Source organism: Streptomyces sp. NBC_00386 (genome assembly GCF_036063235.1).
Taxonomy (GTDB): Bacteria; Actinomycetota; Actinomycetes; order Streptomycetales; family Streptomycetaceae; genus Streptomyces.
The window spans coordinates 6,027,956-6,042,823 of sequence record NZ_CP107950.1; the positions used below are offsets into that span (position 1 = coordinate 6,027,956).

10 protein-coding genes are annotated in these 14,868 nt (G+C 70.9%); 7 read left to right on the forward strand and 3 right to left on the reverse strand.

All coding sequences use genetic code 11. The features are described 5' to 3' along the window. Positions 1–5: 5 nt before the first annotated feature. The 3 genes from OG780_RS26530 (at position 6) to OG780_RS26540 (ending at position 4,192) form a co-directional block, all read left to right on the forward strand. Positions 6–1,478, forward strand: a complete 1,473-nt coding sequence (locus OG780_RS26530; RefSeq protein WP_328452211.1) for a sodium:solute symporter — start codon at positions 6–8, stop codon at positions 1,476–1,478. Between the two features lie 63 nt (positions 1,479–1,541). After that, positions 1,542–2,510 (forward strand): agmatinase, encoded by a 969-nt coding sequence (speB, locus tag OG780_RS26535; RefSeq protein WP_326787619.1) that lies wholly within the window; start codon positions 1,542–1,544, stop codon positions 2,508–2,510. Beyond that, a complete protein-coding gene (locus tag OG780_RS26540) occupies positions 2,507–4,192 on the forward strand; it encodes a thiamine pyrophosphate-binding protein (protein WP_328452216.1) in 1,686 nt (561 codons plus the stop codon). The genes speB and OG780_RS26540 overlap by 4 nt, the downstream gene beginning before the upstream one ends. 91 nt (positions 4,193–4,283) lie before the next feature. On the opposite strand, the gene OG780_RS26545 is transcribed toward OG780_RS26540, so the two are convergent. After that, a complete protein-coding gene (locus OG780_RS26545; protein WP_328452217.1) occupies positions 4,284–5,087 on the reverse strand; it encodes an endonuclease I family protein in 804 nt (267 codons plus the stop codon). A 363-nt stretch (positions 5,088–5,450) separates the two neighbouring features. Here OG780_RS26545 and OG780_RS26550 point away from each other — a divergent pair, with 363 nt between their 5' ends. Next, complete coding sequence (locus tag OG780_RS26550; RefSeq protein WP_328452219.1) at positions 5,451–6,374, forward strand: serine hydrolase; 924 nt, start codon at positions 5,451–5,453, stop codon at positions 6,372–6,374. 179 nt (positions 6,375–6,553) lie between these two features. Continuing rightward, positions 6,554–10,282, forward strand: a complete 3,729-nt coding sequence (locus OG780_RS26555) for an ABC transporter ATP-binding protein (protein ID WP_328458405.1) — start codon at positions 6,554–6,556, stop codon at positions 10,280–10,282. Here OG780_RS26555 and OG780_RS26560 read toward each other — a convergent pair. Continuing rightward, entirely contained in the window at positions 10,266–10,742 is a 477-nt protein-coding gene (locus OG780_RS26560; RefSeq protein ID WP_328452221.1) for a hypothetical protein, read from the reverse strand. The genes OG780_RS26555 and OG780_RS26560 overlap by 17 nt on opposite strands. A gap of 187 nt (positions 10,743–10,929) precedes the next feature. Between OG780_RS26560 and OG780_RS26565 the strand changes: the two genes are divergently transcribed. Beyond that, complete coding sequence (locus tag OG780_RS26565; RefSeq protein WP_328452224.1) at positions 10,930–11,319, forward strand: hypothetical protein; 390 nt, start codon at positions 10,930–10,932, stop codon at positions 11,317–11,319. A gap of 87 nt (positions 11,320–11,406) precedes the next feature. After that, positions 11,407–12,870 (forward strand): S28 family serine protease, encoded by a 1,464-nt coding sequence (locus tag OG780_RS26570; RefSeq protein WP_328452226.1) that lies wholly within the window; start codon positions 11,407–11,409, stop codon positions 12,868–12,870. 104 nt (positions 12,871–12,974) lie between these two features. Here the strand turns inward: OG780_RS26570 and OG780_RS26575 are convergent, their stop codons facing one another. Beyond that, positions 12,975–14,843, reverse strand: a complete 1,869-nt coding sequence (locus OG780_RS26575; protein ID WP_443062211.1) for a glycoside hydrolase family 3 protein — start codon at positions 14,841–14,843, stop codon at positions 12,975–12,977. Positions 14,844–14,868 lie beyond the last annotated feature (25 nt).

Here is a 14,868-nt window from a genome sequence, read left to right on the forward strand (position 1 = left end):
GACCCATGGCCGTCGACTACACAGTGATCGTCGTCTATCTGGCCGGCATGCTGGCCATGGGCTGGTGGGGCATGCGCCGCGCCAAGTCCAAGAGCGACTTCCTCGTCGCGGGGCGGCGGCTCGGGCCCGTCATGTACTCCGGCACCATGGCCGCGATCGTCCTGGGCGGCGCGTCCACCATCGGCGGTGTCGGCCTCGGCTACCAGTACGGCCTCTCCGGAGCCTGGATGGTCTTCACCATCGGCCTCGGCCTGCTGGCCCTGTCCGTCTTCTTCTCCGCCCGCATCGCGCGCCTGAAGGTCTACACCGTCTCCGAGATGCTCGACCTGCGCTACGGCGGCCGGGCCGGAGTCATCTCCGGCGTCGTCATGTGGGCGTACACCCTGATGCTCGCGGTCACCTCGACCATCGCGTACGCCACGATCTTCGACGTCCTCTTCGACATGAACCGGACGCTCGCGATCGTCCTCGGCGGCTCGATCGTCGTCGCGTACTCGACGCTCGGCGGCATGTGGTCGATCACGCTCACCGACATGGTGCAGTTCGTCGTCAAGACGATCGGCGTGCTGCTCCTGCTGCTTCCCATAGCCGTGGTCAAGGCGGGCGGCTTCTCCGAGATGAAGGCCAAGCTGCCCACCGAGTACTTCGACCCGCTGGGCATCGGCGGCGAGACGATCTTCACCTACGTGCTGATCTACACGTTCGGCATGCTGATCGGCCAGGACATCTGGCAGCGCGTGTTCACCGCGCGCGGTGACCGGACCGCCAAGTGGGGCGGCACCGTCGCCGGTACCTACTGCCTGGTGTACGCCCTGGCCGGCGCCGTCATCGGCACGGCGGCCAAGGTCCTCTACCCGAAGCTGCCCAGTGCCGACACCGCCTTCGCGACCATCGTCAAGGACGAACTCCCGGTCGGTGTGCGCGGACTGGTGCTCGCCGCGGCCCTCGCCGCCGTGATGTCCACCTCCTCCGGTGCCCTGATCGCCTGTGCCACCGTCGCCAACAACGACATCTGGTCGCGGCTGCGCGGCGCGGTGCGCCGCACCGAGGACGGGCACGAACGCGAGCGCGACGAGGTCAAGGGCAACCGCGTCTTCATCCTCGTCATGGGCATCGCCGTGATCTGCACGGCGATCGCGCTGAACAACGTCGTCGAGGCGCTGACCGTCGCCTACAACCTGCTTGTCGGCGGTCTGCTCGTCCCGATCCTCGGCGGTCTGCTGTGGAAGCGCGGCACGGTCCACGGCGCCCTCGCCTCCGTCGTCGTCGGCGGTCTCGCGGTCATCGGCCTGATGGCGGCCTACGGCATCCTCGCGAACCAGCCCGTCTACTACGGACTGCTCCTCTCCCTGGCCGCGTACGTGATCGTCTCGCTGGCCACGCCGGCGACCGACGCCGCGGTGCTGGCCACCTGGCGGGAGCGGCTCGCGGGCCGCGACGCCGAACCCGTGTCCGAACCGGTCCCGGTTCACCAGTAGAGTCGTGTTACTTGTACTTAGTTGTACATACGCGACAAAGCGTAGGAAAGAAGGCAATACCTCATGAGCAGCAACGAGACGCCCCGCGGCCCCGTCGACTCGTCCCGCGTCCCGCGGTACGCCGGCCCCGCGACTTTCGCCCGGCTGCCGCGCCTCGACGAGGTCGGCACCACCGACGTCGCCGTCGTCGGTGTGCCGTTCGACTCCGGCGTCTCGTACCGGCCGGGCGCCCGCTTCGGCGGCAACGCGATCCGCGAGGCGTCCCGGCTGCTGCGCCCCTACAACCCGGCGCAGGACGCTTCCCCGTTCGCCCTCGCGCAGGTCGCGGACGCCGGTGACATCGCGGCGAACCCGTTCAACATCAACGAGGCCGTGGAGACGGTCGAGGCCGCCGCCGACGAACTGCTCGGCACCGGAGCCCGCCTGATGACCCTCGGCGGCGACCACACCATCGCGCTGCCCCTGCTGCGCTCGGTCGCCAAGAAGCACGGCCCGGTCGCGCTGCTCCACTTCGACGCGCACCTCGACACCTGGGACACCTACTTCGGCGCCGAGTACACCCACGGCACCCCGTTCCGCCGCGCGGTCGAGGAGGGCATCCTCGACACCTCGGCCCTCTCCCACGTCGGCATCCGCGGCCCGCTGTACGGCAAGCAGGACCTCACCGACGACGAGAAGATGGGCTTCGGCATCGTCACCTCGGCGGACGTCTACCGCCGTGGCGCCGACGAGGTCGCCGACCAGCTCCGCCAGCGCATCGGGAACCGCCCGCTCTACATCTCCATCGACATCGACTGCCTCGACCCGGCGCACGCGCCCGGCACCGGCACCCCGGAGGCGGGCGGCATGACCTCCCGCGAGCTCCTGGAGATCCTGCGCGGACTCTCGTCCTGCAACCTGGTCTCGGCCGACGTCGTCGAGGTCGCCCCGGCGTACGACCACGCCGAGATCACCGCCGTGGCCGCGTCCCACACCGCGTACGAACTGACCACCATCATGTCCCGCCAGATCGCGGAGGCCCGGAACAAGTGACCCACGACCACGACCTGGTTCTCCGTCCCTCGGCGGCGCAGACGGAGGCCGCGCTCAACCCGCCCCCCGGCCGCAACGGCGGAGACCTGGTCGTGGAGACCCTCTCCGGTCTCGGCGCGACGACCGTCTTCGGACTGCCGGGCCAGCACGCGCTCGGCATGTTCGACGCGCTGCGCCGCTCCTCGCTCCGGTACATCGGGCTGCGTGTCGAGAACAACGCGGGATTCGCGGCGGACGCCTACGGCCGGATCACCGGCGAGGCCGCGCCGCTGCTGCTGTCCACCGGTCCCGGGGCGCTGACCTCGCTCGCCGCGCTCCAGGAGGCGCGGGCCGCCTCGGCCCCCGTCCTCGCCATCAGCAGCCAGGTCCCGACCGCGGGACTCGGCGGCGGCCGCCACGGCTATCTCCACGAACTCCCCGACCAGCAGGCGTCGTTCAGGGGTGTCGTCAAGTCCGTCCACACGGTCCGTACGCAGTCGCAGATCCCCTCCGCCGTCGCGGCGGCCTGGGAGTCGGCGCTGACCGCCCCGCACGGACCGGTGTGGGTGGAGATCCCGCAGGACGTCCTGCTCGCCGAGACCTCTCTGCCCCAGGTCACGGCGATGGACGCGACCCCCGAGGACCTCGTCCCGCGCCCCGAACTGACCGCGCTGGCGGCCCACTTGCTGTCCTCGGCGGCCCGTCCCGCGATCATCGCGGGCGGCGGTGTCGTCCGGTCGGACGCGTCCGGCAAGCTGAAGTCCCTCGCGGAGAAGCTGAACGCGCCGGTCGTCACCACGTTCGGCGGCAAGGGCGCCTTCCCCTGGACGCACCCGCTCTCGCTCCAGTCCTGGCTGGAGGACCGGCACACCACGGACTTCCTGGAGGACGCGGACGTCCTGCTGGTCGTCGGCTCCGGCCTCGGTGAACTGTCCTCGAACTACCACACGTTCAAGCCCCGCGGCCGGGTGATCCAGATCGAGGCCGACCTCGGCAAACTGGAGTCCAACCACCCGGCGCTGGGCATCCACGCGGACGCCCGTCTCGCGCTGTCCGCGCTGCTGGAGACGGTCGGGGAACGCCCCGACCCGTCGGCGGCCGGGCGCGTGAGCACGGTCCTGGCGCGGGTGGCGGAGCGCATCGCCGCCCAGGAACTCACCCTGGAACAGGACGTGCTGGCGTCCGTCCGCCGGGCCCTGCCGGCCGGCGCGCCGTCCTTCTGGGACATGACGATCCTGGCGTACTGGGCGTGGTCGGCCTTCGACCCGCGCGGGAAGAACACCATGCACTCCGCCCAGGGCGCGGGCGGTCTCGGCTACGGATTCCCGGCGGCGCTGGGCGCGGCGGCGGCCGATCCCACCCACCCCGTCCTCGCGGTCTCCGGCGACGGCGGCGCGCTGTACTCGATCGCCGAACTCGCCACGGCCCGGCAGTACGGCCTGGACGTCACCTGGCTGATCGTCGACGACGGCGGCTACGGCATCCTGCGCGAGTACATGACCGACGCCTTCGGCCAGGCGACCGCCACGGAACTGTCCCGCCCGGACTACGTGGCCCTCGCCGAGTCCTTCGGCGTCCCGGGTGTCCTGACGACCCCCGGGACGCTGGAGGAGGATCTGGCCAAGGCCCTGGCCACGCCCGGCCCCTCGGTGGTCGTCCTCCCGGCGCTGCTGCGGATGTTCGCGCCGACCCACCTGGACTGAGGACCGGCCCTCGCCGGGGCCGGGAGCCACCCCGGGGCCTCTCCCTCCAGGAAGAGGCCCCGGGACACGGGGAAGGGCAGGGCCCGCCCGTCTACCAGATCGCCTCGACCCACTCCGGGTGGTCGATGAACGGGTTGCGGTTGTGCTGGTAGGTGTCGTAGATGACCTGGTTGCGCTTCTCCTCGAAGGCGCTCGGCGGGTCCGCCTCGTTCCAGGCCTTGAGGACGGAGAGCTTGCCCATGTAGGGGTTGCTGCCGTTGCCGACCTTCTCGTTGGGCTCCAGGTTCGCGAAGCCGTCGTCGCCCTCGTAGCGCACGGCCATGTAGAGGATCATGCGCGCCACGTCGCCCCGGTCCGCCGCGCGAGGCGCGAAGGAGTCGGAGTCGACGGTGCTGCCGCCGCCGTTGGTGACGGCGCTGCCGCCGTTGTCGAAGTCCAGGTTGCCCCGGATGCTGTTGACCTGGACGTCCGCCGGGCGCAGGTGGTGCAGGTCGGTGCCGGGGCCGGTCACCTCGCCGAAGTCGCCGTGCGACTTGGCCCAGGTGTGCTCGCGGTTCCAGTCGCCGACGTCGCCGCCGTTGAGGGACTTGGCGCGCGAGACACCGCTGTACAGCAGGATCACGTTGCTGCTGTTGTTCGGGTCCTGGTCGGTGGCCATCAGCGCGTTCCAGACCGCGGAGTACGAGATCTTGGTCTGGCTGCTGATGATGGTGTGCAGCGAGGACTTCAGGCTGGTGCCGGACTTGCCGACCGCGTTCTTGTAGTACGTGCTGTCGTACGCGGTGGTGGTGGCGCTCGCGGGGGTCGCGGTCATCGTCGGCAGGGTGAGGCCGATGAGGATCGCGGAGGTACTCAGCGCCAGGGTCTTCCAGCGGCCTGTGTGCGTGGCGGGCATCGTGGGGTGTCCGTTCTACGCGGGTTGAATGGAGCGGGATAACCGGGAGGGTGACATGGACATGCGGTCAATGGGGTTAAGGGAAGGTGTCGGTTCTGTGTCGGGATTCAACAACTCCGCTGCCGCGTGCGGGACATGACGGAACGGCTCACCTGACGCCATGAGCGGCTTCCGGCCGGACGGCGCCGAGCCTGTGAGCGGCCCGTGAGCGGCCTGTGAGTGAGGAAGGGTCTTCCGGCACCCCCGGTGATCCGGATCCCAGTCCCTAGAACACCCGTACAACTATCGGGCGTTCCTGTGAGTCATTCGATGCGAGCGCGCCCAGGGCGCGTTCGTATCGCTTCAAGGGGATGGGAAGCCTCCATGACTCACCGGATATCCCGGGCTGCCCGTGTGCTCGCAACGAGCCTCGGTGCCGCGGTGATCCTGCCGATCGCGATCGCCGCAGCCCCCGCCGGTGCCGCGCCGGCGCCGACGGTCAGCTGTACGTCGGGCAAGGCCGGTCTGGCCGCCAAGCTTCAGAAGGACATCACCGCGGCGCTCGCGACCCGCAAGGGCACGGTCGCGGTCGGTCTCTACGACCGCTCGACCAACACCACCTGCACACTCCGCGCCACCACCTCGTTCGACTCGGCCAGCACGGTGAAGGTCACCGTCCTCGCCGCGCTGCTGTGGGACGCGAAGAAGCACAACCGCTATCTGACGAGCACCGAGACGTCGCTCGCCACCAAGATGATCACCCAGTCGGACAACGCCTCGACCACCAAGCTGTGGAACCAGCTCGGTCTGACGAAGATCAAGGGCTTCCTGACCGCCGCGGGGATGACGAAGACCACGCCCGGCACCGGCGGCTACTGGGGTCTGACGCAGATCAACGTCACCGACGAGCAGAAGCTGCTCAAACTCGTCACGGCGAAGAACACGGTTCTGAGCGACAGCTCCCGCGCCTACATCCTGAAGCTCATGAACAAGGTCGTCTCCTCGCAGCGCTGGGGGACACCGGCCGGGGCGCCGTCGACGGTCACCGTGCACGTCAAGAACGGCTGGCTCTCGCGTTCCTCGAACGCGTGGCGGGTGCACAGCCTCGGCACCTTCAACGGCGGCGGCCGCGACTACATGATGTCGGTGCTCACCGTCGGCAGCAGCACCATGGACTACGGCGTCGCCACCATCCAGGCCGTCGCCAAGGTCATCCACAAGGACCTCGTGCCGACGACCGTCGCACCCCAGCGGTTCACACCGACCTCGCAGCCGACGGAAGCCTTCCCGGCCGTCCCGGCGAGCTGACCGGGGCCGCGTACCCCGCGCCGTCACCTCCGTACTCCGTCGTCCGCCCGCCCGGCCACCGTGCCCGGCGGGCGGACGTCTGTCGCGCTGCCGGGCGGACGATTGTTGCGGAGGGATGAAATCCGCTTCGCTCGGTGTTGGTTCCTTCCGGCGGAGTGAGATCTACGGAAGGCACCGGAGTGGCGACGGAACGGGGATGGGCGCGGCGGCTGGCCGGGTACGCCTGGCGGTACCCGAAGGACGTGGTGCTCGCGCTCGGCTCCTCGCTGGGCGGCATGGCCCTGATGGCGGTGGTCCCGCTGATCACCAAGGTGATCATCGACGACGTCATCGGTGACCACAGCCGGGGCATGGCCCCCTGGGCGGGCGCACTGCTCGGCGCCGCCGTCCTCGTCTACGCCCTCACCTTCATCCGCCGCTACTACGGCGGCCGGCTCGCCCTCGACGTCCAGCACGATCTGCGGACCGACATGTACGGGACGATCACCCGGCTGGACGGGCGGCGCCAGGACGAGCTGTCCACCGGGCAGGTCGTGGGCCGTGCGACCAGCGACCTCCAGCTCATCCAGGGTCTGCTGTTCATGCTCCCGATGACCATCGGGAACGTCCTGCTCTTCCTGATCTCCCTCGGGATCATGGCCGCGCTGTCCCTGCCGCTCACCCTGGTCGCGCTGGCCGTCGCCCCGGCCCTGTGGTTCGTCGCCAGGCGCAGCCGCTCCCGGCTGCACCCCGCCACCTGGTACGCGCAGGCGCAGGCCGCCGCCGTGGCGGGTGTCGTCGACGGCGCCGTCAGCGGCGTCCGTGTGGTGAAGGGCTTCGGACAGGAGGAGCAGGAGACCGGCAAACTGCGCCAGGTCGGGCGGAGGCTCTTCGCGGGCCGGCTGCGGACCATCCGGCTCAACGCCAGGTACACCCCGGCCCTCCAGGCCGTGCCCGCCCTCGGCCAGGTCGCGATGCTCGCGCTCGGCGGCTGGCTGGCCGTGCGCGGCCAGATCACGCTGGGCACCTTCGTGGCCTTCTCCACCTACCTCGCGCAGCTCGTCGGACCGGTACGGATGCTGGCCGTCGTGCTGACCGTCGGACAGCAGGCCCGCGCGGGTGCCGAGCGCGTGCTGGAGCTCATCGACACCGAGCCGTCGATCAAGGACGGCACCAAGACCCTGCCGGCCGACGCGCCCGCCACCGTCGAGTTCGACGACGTGTCCTTCGGGTACACCAAGGACCGGCCCGTCCTGGACGGGCTGAGCTTCGAGATCCGGCCCGGCGAGACCCTCGCCGTCGTCGGCTCCTCCGGCTCGGGCAAGTCGACGGTCTCGCTGCTGATGCCCCGCTTCTACGACGTGACGCACGGCGCCGTCCTGATCGGCGGGCACGACGTCCGCGAGCTGACGACCGAGTCCCTGCGCGCCGCGATCGGGCTCGTCCCCGAGGACTCCTTCCTCTTCTCCGACACCATTCGCGCCAACATCGCCTACGGCCGCCCGGACGCCACCCAGGACGAGATCGAGACCGCCGCCCGCGCCGCCCAGGCGCACCGGTTCATCGCCGAGCTGCCCGGCGGGTACGACACCAAGGTCGGCGAGCACGGCCTGACCCTCTCCGGAGGCCAGCGCCAGCGCGTCGCGCTCGCCCGCGCCATCCTCACCGACCCGCGGCTGCTCGTTCTCGACGACGCCACCTCCGCCGTGGACGCCCAGGTCGAGCACGAGATCCACGAGGCGCTCGGGCAGGTCATGCAGGGCCGTACGACCCTGCTGATCGCGCACCGCCGCTCCACCCTCAACCTCGCCGACCGCATCGCCGTCCTCGACGGAGGCCGGCTCGCCGACATCGGCACCCACGAGGAACTCCAGGACCGCTGCGCCCTCTACCGGCGGCTGCTCACCGACCCCGACGAGCTGGGCGGAGTCTCCCCGGGACACGCCGTGCCGGCCGCGCCGCGGGAGGACACCTCCGTACGCGAGGAGCTGGACGCCGAGTTCGACGCCGAGCGCGGGGTGACCCCGCACCTGTGGACCGGTGACCGCGAGCCCCGGGACAACGCGCTCGAAGGGATGCCCGCCACCCCCGGACTCCTCGCCCAGGTCGAGGCGCTGCCCCCGGCCGCCGACGTCCCGGACGTCGACGAGGCCCGCGCGGTCCGGGCCGAGGACTCCTACGGACTGCGCCGGCTGCTGCGCGGCTTCGGGGCCCCGCTGCTCATCAGCCTCGCCCTGGTCGCCGTCGACGCGGTGATGACGCTGCTGCTGCCGATCCTGATCCGGCACGGCATCGACCAGGGCGTCACCCGGCTCGCGCTCGGCGCGGTGTGGGCGGCGGCCGCGCTCGGACTGGTCACCGTGCTCGTGCAGTGGGCCGCGCAGATCGGCGAGACCCGGATGACCGGCCGCACCGGCGAGCGGGTCCTGTACGCGCTGCGCCTGAAGATCTTCGCGCAGCTCCAGCGCCTGGGACTCGACTACTACGAGCGGGAGCTCACGGGCCGGATCATGACCCGGATGACCACCGACGTCGACGCCCTGTCGACGTTCCTGCAGACCGGGCTCGTCACCGCGTTCGTCTCCGTCGTCACCTTCTTCGGCATCATGGCCGCCCTGCTGGTGATCGACGTACAGCTCGCGATGGTCGTCTTCGTGACGCTGCCGCCGCTGGTCGTCGGCACGTTCTTCTTCCGCAGGGCGAGCGTCAAGGCGTACGAACTGGCCCGCGAGCGGGTGTCGGTGGTCAACGCCGATCTCCAGGAGTCGGTGTCCGGGCTGCGGATCCTCCAGGCGTTCCGGCGCGAGGACGCGAGCGGGCGGCGGTTCGCGGAGGGCAGCGACAGCTACCGCAGGGCCCGGATCCGCGGACAGTGGCTGATCTCCGTCTACTTCCCGTTCGTCCAGCTGCTGGCCTCGGGGGCCGCGGCGGCCGTGCTGATCGTGGGCGCCCACCGGATCGACTCCGGCACGCTCACCACCGGCGCGCTGGTCGCCTATCTCCTCTACATCGACCTGTTCTTCGCGCCCGTGCAGCAGCTCTCCCAGGTGTTCGACGGCTACCAGCAGGCCACCGTCTCGCTCGGCCGCATCCAGGAACTGCTCCGGGAGCCGACCTCGACGAAGTCCGCCGACGTGCCGCAGGACGTCACGTCGCTGCGGGGCGAGATCGCGTTCGAGGACGTCGGTTTCGCCTACGGCCGCGCGGGCGAGGCCGAAGAGGCGCTCAGCGCCGTGTCCCTGCGCATCCCCGCCGGGCAGACCGTCGCCTTCGTCGGCGAGACCGGCGCGGGCAAGTCGACGCTCGTGAAGCTGGTCGCCCGGTTCTACGACCCGACGGCCGGGCGGGTGACGGTCGACGGCACGGATCTGCGCGACCTGGACATCACCTCCTACCGGCACCGCCTCGGTGTCGTCCCCCAGGAGGCCTACCTCTTCCAGGGGACCGTCCGCGACGCCATCGCCTACGGCCGTCCGGGCGCCGGCGACGCCGAGGTGGAGGCCGCCGCCCGCGCGGTCGGAGCGCACGACATGATCGCCACCCTGGAGGGCGGCTATCTCCACGAGGTCGCCGAGCGTGGCCGCAATCTCTCCGCCGGCCAGCGCCAGCTCATCGCGCTGGCCCGCGCCGAGCTGGTCGACCCGGACGTGCTGCTGCTCGACGAGGCGACGGCGGCGCTGGACCTGGCGACCGAGGCCCTGGTCAACCAGGCCACCGACCGGCTCGCGGGCCGCCGTACGACGCTGGTGGTCGCCCACCGGCTGACGACGGCCGCCCGCGCGGACCGGGTCGTGGTGATGGACCACGGCCGGGTCGCCGAGGACGGCACCCACGAGGAACTGCTCCGCCAGGACGGCCGCTACGCGGCACTGTGGCGGACCTTCGTGGGCGCTCCCGAGCCCGAGGAGCCGGTCAGCTCCTCGGCTTGATGCCGGAGATCTTCTTCGTCGCCAGATCCGACTGCACCGTCAGATAGGTGTACGTCGGGTGCGCGGCGGAGCCCCAGGTGAGCCGGACCGTCGACCAGGTGTGCCCGGCGCCGCTGTCGCCCGCCGTCACCTTCCAGGCGCTCGGCACGTTCTGGGCGCGCAGCACCCCGTCCGCGTGCTGACGGTTCTCCCAGCGGGCCAGCTGGGTGCGCAGCCCAGGGGTCAGGTAGAACGACCGCAGCCGGGTGCTGAGGCGGCCGGAACCCTCGTCGGTCACGGCGTCCACGTAGGCGCCGTAGAAGTCGGCCACGCGGTCGTAGGCGGGACCGTTGCTTCCGCTGCGCGCGGGCGGCGCGGCGGTGGAACTCGCGACGGCCGGCACCGAGGCGCCGGCGGCGATCAGAAGGGCCGCGGCGATGACCGCGCGGCCGGGCGTGAGAGTGGACTTGATGCCGGACATGAAGAACCGCCTTTCGTTTCCTGGCCAGTTGGACCCGGGAGAAACAGGCACGGTTGTCTTCAAAAAAGGCAAAAACCTCGCAAGGGTGGGATGCGCCCGCCCTTGAGGCCGTAGCGGTACGCAACCATCCGCCGTACGTCCTGCGTCCGTACACCAGTACGCTGATTGCCGCGCGGGAGGGACGACAGTGGACAGTGGTGCGATACGCAGGCGGATGGCGCTCGGCCTGGCCGTGCTGGCCGCGGCCGGACTGCTCGCCTTCACGGGTGCGGGCAGCGCGCAGGCCGCCGCCTCCTCCTGCTCGGGCCGCAAGGTCCGCACGCTGCCCTTCACGACCGGTTCCGTCCAGGTGTACAAGCGCAGCGGCTATGTCTGCGCCGTGACCTTCCCCGGGGCGCGGGGCTCACGCAAGCCGATGTCCGTCAGCGTGCAGGCGCGCGGCGGCCGGCCGGTGGTGAACTCCGGACGCTTCGCGCATCACGCGGGCCCGGTGACCCTGTACGCGGGCCATCGCTGTGTCCGGGTCAAAGGCTCGGTCGGCTCGGGATCGGTGAGTTCCGGCTGGATCCTGTGCTGAACCGCAGATGACCCAAGACCCCCTGGCGTCACGGGAGTTGCTCCGTTAGGTTCCGGCGGACAACCGAGTGTTCCCAGGGGAGGGTGCATGCGCAAGGCGCTCAGAGGGCTGCTCGTGCTCACGGTGCTCATCGGCACGCTGAGCACGGCGGGGACGGCCACCGCTGTCCAGCCGGAGGCCCACGGCACCACAGGAGCAACCAGCACGGCCGACGAGGGCAAGGACATCCTGGACCGGCTCCTCGCGATTCCGGGCATGAGCCTCGTCCAGGAGAAGCCGTACACCGGATACCGGTTCTTCGTCCTGAACTTCACCCAGCCGGTCGACCACCGGCACCCGTCCAAGGGCACGTTCCAGCAGCGGATCACCTTGCTGCACAAGGACACTTCGCGCCCGACGGTCTTCTACACCGGCGGCTACAACGTCTCGACCACACCGAGCCGACGCGAGCCGACCCAGATCGTGGACGGCAACCAGGTCTCCATGGAGTACCGCTACTTCACGCCGTCCCGGCCCGACCCGGCCGACTGGTCCAAGCTCGACATCTGGCAGGCGGCGAGTGACCAGCACCGCATCTTCGAGGCCCTCAAGCCGGTCTACGGCAAGAAGTGGATCTCCACCGGCGGCTCGAAGGGCGGCATGACCGCCACGTACTACGAGCGCTTCTACCCGCACGACATGGACGGCGTCGTCGCCTATGTCGCGCCCAACGACGTCGTGAACGACGAGGACTCGGCGTACGACCGCTTCTTCGCGTCGGTCGGCACCAAGGAGTGCCGCGACAGGCTGAACGCCGTGCAGCGCGAGGCCCTCGTGCGCCGCGAGCCGCTGGAGAAGAAGTACGCGGACTACGCCGCCGAGAACGGCTACACCTTCACCACGGTCGGCAGCCTCGACAAGGCGTACGAGGCGGTCGTGCTCGACTACGTGTGGGGCTTCTGGCAGTACAGCCTGCTGAAGGACTGCGACACGATCCCCGCGGACGCCGCGCACGCGAGCGACGACGACATCTGGAACTCCGTCGACGCGATCTCCGGCTTCTCGTTCTACACCGACCAGGGCCTGGAGCCGTACACCCCGTACTACTACCAGGCGGGCACCCAACTGGGCGCGCCCACCATCCACTTCCCGCACATCGAGAAGAAGTACGTCCGCTACGGCTACCAGGCCCCGCGCACCTTCGTGCCGCGCTCCATCCCGATGAGGTTCCAGCCCTCCGCGATGCGTGACGTGGACGGCTGGGTCCGCCGGAACGCGCACCACATGCTGTTCGTCTACGGCCAGAACGACCCCTGGGGAGCCGAGCGGTTCCGTCTCGGTTCCAAGGCGCGCGACTCCTACGTCTTCACGGCTCCGGGCCTGAACCACGGTGCCAACGTCGCCGGGCTCGCCGCCGACGAGAAGGCGCTCGCCACCGCCCGCGTCCTCGACTGGGCGGGCGTCGCCTCCGCGACGGTCCAGGCGGACCCCTCGGCGGCCCGGCCGCTCGCGAGGTTCGACGCGAAGCTGGACCACCGGGACACCGAACGGGACATGACCCTGCGTCCCTGACCGGATCGGGGCCGCGCCCTCCCGCGTTCACACGGGCGGGCGCGGCCCGCCGGCTCTCCTCCGGGCGCGCGCACCGGCGCGGCGCCCGGGCGGGCCGCGTACCGCTAGTACCTCAGCCCGTACCCGATCGGGTACAGGACCTGCGCCGGGTCGTCCGCCCGCTGTACCGCCACCGGCAGCCTGCCCCGGGGGTCCACCCGGCCGGCGATCACCCGCGCGGCGGCGCGCACCTCGACGTCGGTCCAGGAGTACGAGGCCAGACAGGCGCCGACCCCCGGGATCCGGGCGATGTCGTACGGGTTGCGGATGGCGACGGCGGTCACCGGGACTCCCGTGGCGACCAGACTCTCGACCAGCGTCTTCTGGGAGCCGGTCGCCGTCAGGTTGTACGTCAGGACGACCACCGCGTCCGCGTCGGCCGCCGCCGCGACGGCCTTGGCGATCGTGGCCGCCGACGGGGCTGTCCCCGTGGACAGGGCCGTCGCGGTGAAGCCCAGCCCGGTCAGCTCGGCGGCCACGACGGTGGTGGGCGGCCCGTCGGACAGTGACGGCGAGGCGGGGTCGGCGCCCACCACCAGCACCCTCGGGGTGCGCCGGCGGGACAGCGGGAGCAGCCTCTCCTTGTTGACCAGCAGGGTCGTGGTGCGCTCGGCGATCCGGTCGGCGGCCCTGAGGTGCGCCGGGACGCCGACCACCCGGTCGACGGCCGTGTCACGGACGTACGGGTCGCTCAGCAGTCCGTGCTTCGCCTTGAGCCGCAGGATGCGCAGGATCGACTCGTCGAGCCGGGCCTCGGTGAGCTCGCCGCCGCGCACGGCGTTCAGCACCGCGTTCCACGCGACGCCCAGGTCCGGCGGGTTGAGGAGCTGGTCGACACCGGCCTTGAGCGCGAGGACGGGGACGCGGTCGTCGCCGTACTTCGTGCGCACGCCCTCCATGCCCAGCGAGTCCGTCACCACGACGCCGTCGTAGCCGAGTTCGCCGCGCAGGATGCCGGTGAGGATCGGGTGGGAGAGGGTGGCGGGGTCTCCGGCGGGGTCGAGCGCCGGGACCATGATGTGCGCGGTCATGATCGAGTCGATGCCGGCGCGGATCGCCGCCCGGAAGGGCACCGCGTCGAGCTCCGACCACAGTTCACGGCTGTGGGTGATGACGGGGAAGCCGAAGTGGCTGTCCACGGCGGTGTCGCCGTGGCCGGGGAAGTGCTTGGCCGTGGCCGCGACCCCCGAGCACTGGTACCCCTTCACCTCGGCCGCCACCAGGCCCGCCACCGCGTCCGGGTCGGCGCCGAAGGAGCGCACGCCGATCACCGGGTTGGCCGGGTTGACGTTCACGTCGGCGTCGGGGGAGTAGTCCTGGCTGATGCCGATCGCGCGCAGTTCGGCCCCGCTGATGCGGCCCACCGTCCGGGCGTCGGCCCGCGAGCCGCCCGCGCCCAGCGCCATGGCGCCCGGGAACAGTGTCGCGGGCTTGCCCACCCGGGCCACTATCCCGTGTTCCTGGTCGGTGGAGATCAGCAACGGCAGCCCGCGCGGCAGCTCCAGCGAGGCTTGCTGGATCCCGTTCGACAGCACGGCGATCTGGTGCGGATCGCGGGTGTTGTGCGCCCAGGCGAAGTAGATGATGCCGCCGACGCGGTACTTGGCGATCAGCTCGGCGGCCGTGCGGACGCCGATCTCCTTGAGGTTGGCGTCGATGTCGGCCTGGTCGGGCGCGGTGGCCGAATGGCCGTACACCCGCATGACGAAGAGCTGGCCGACCTTCTCCTCCAGTGTCATACGGGAGATCAGGGCGCGCAGGGCCTTGTCGTCGTGCGGGCGGGCGTCGGCCGCGTGGGCGCGCGGGCCGGCCGCCAGCGCGGCGGTGATACCCGCCGTGGCGGCGAGAACCGTACGCCGGGAGGGCATTGACGGTCTCTCCGGCTCGGCCGGCCCGGAGGGTCTTGCGGTGCTTCCCGTGCTGGAGTCGCGCACAAGCGCTCCTTCCCTCGTGAAGGAA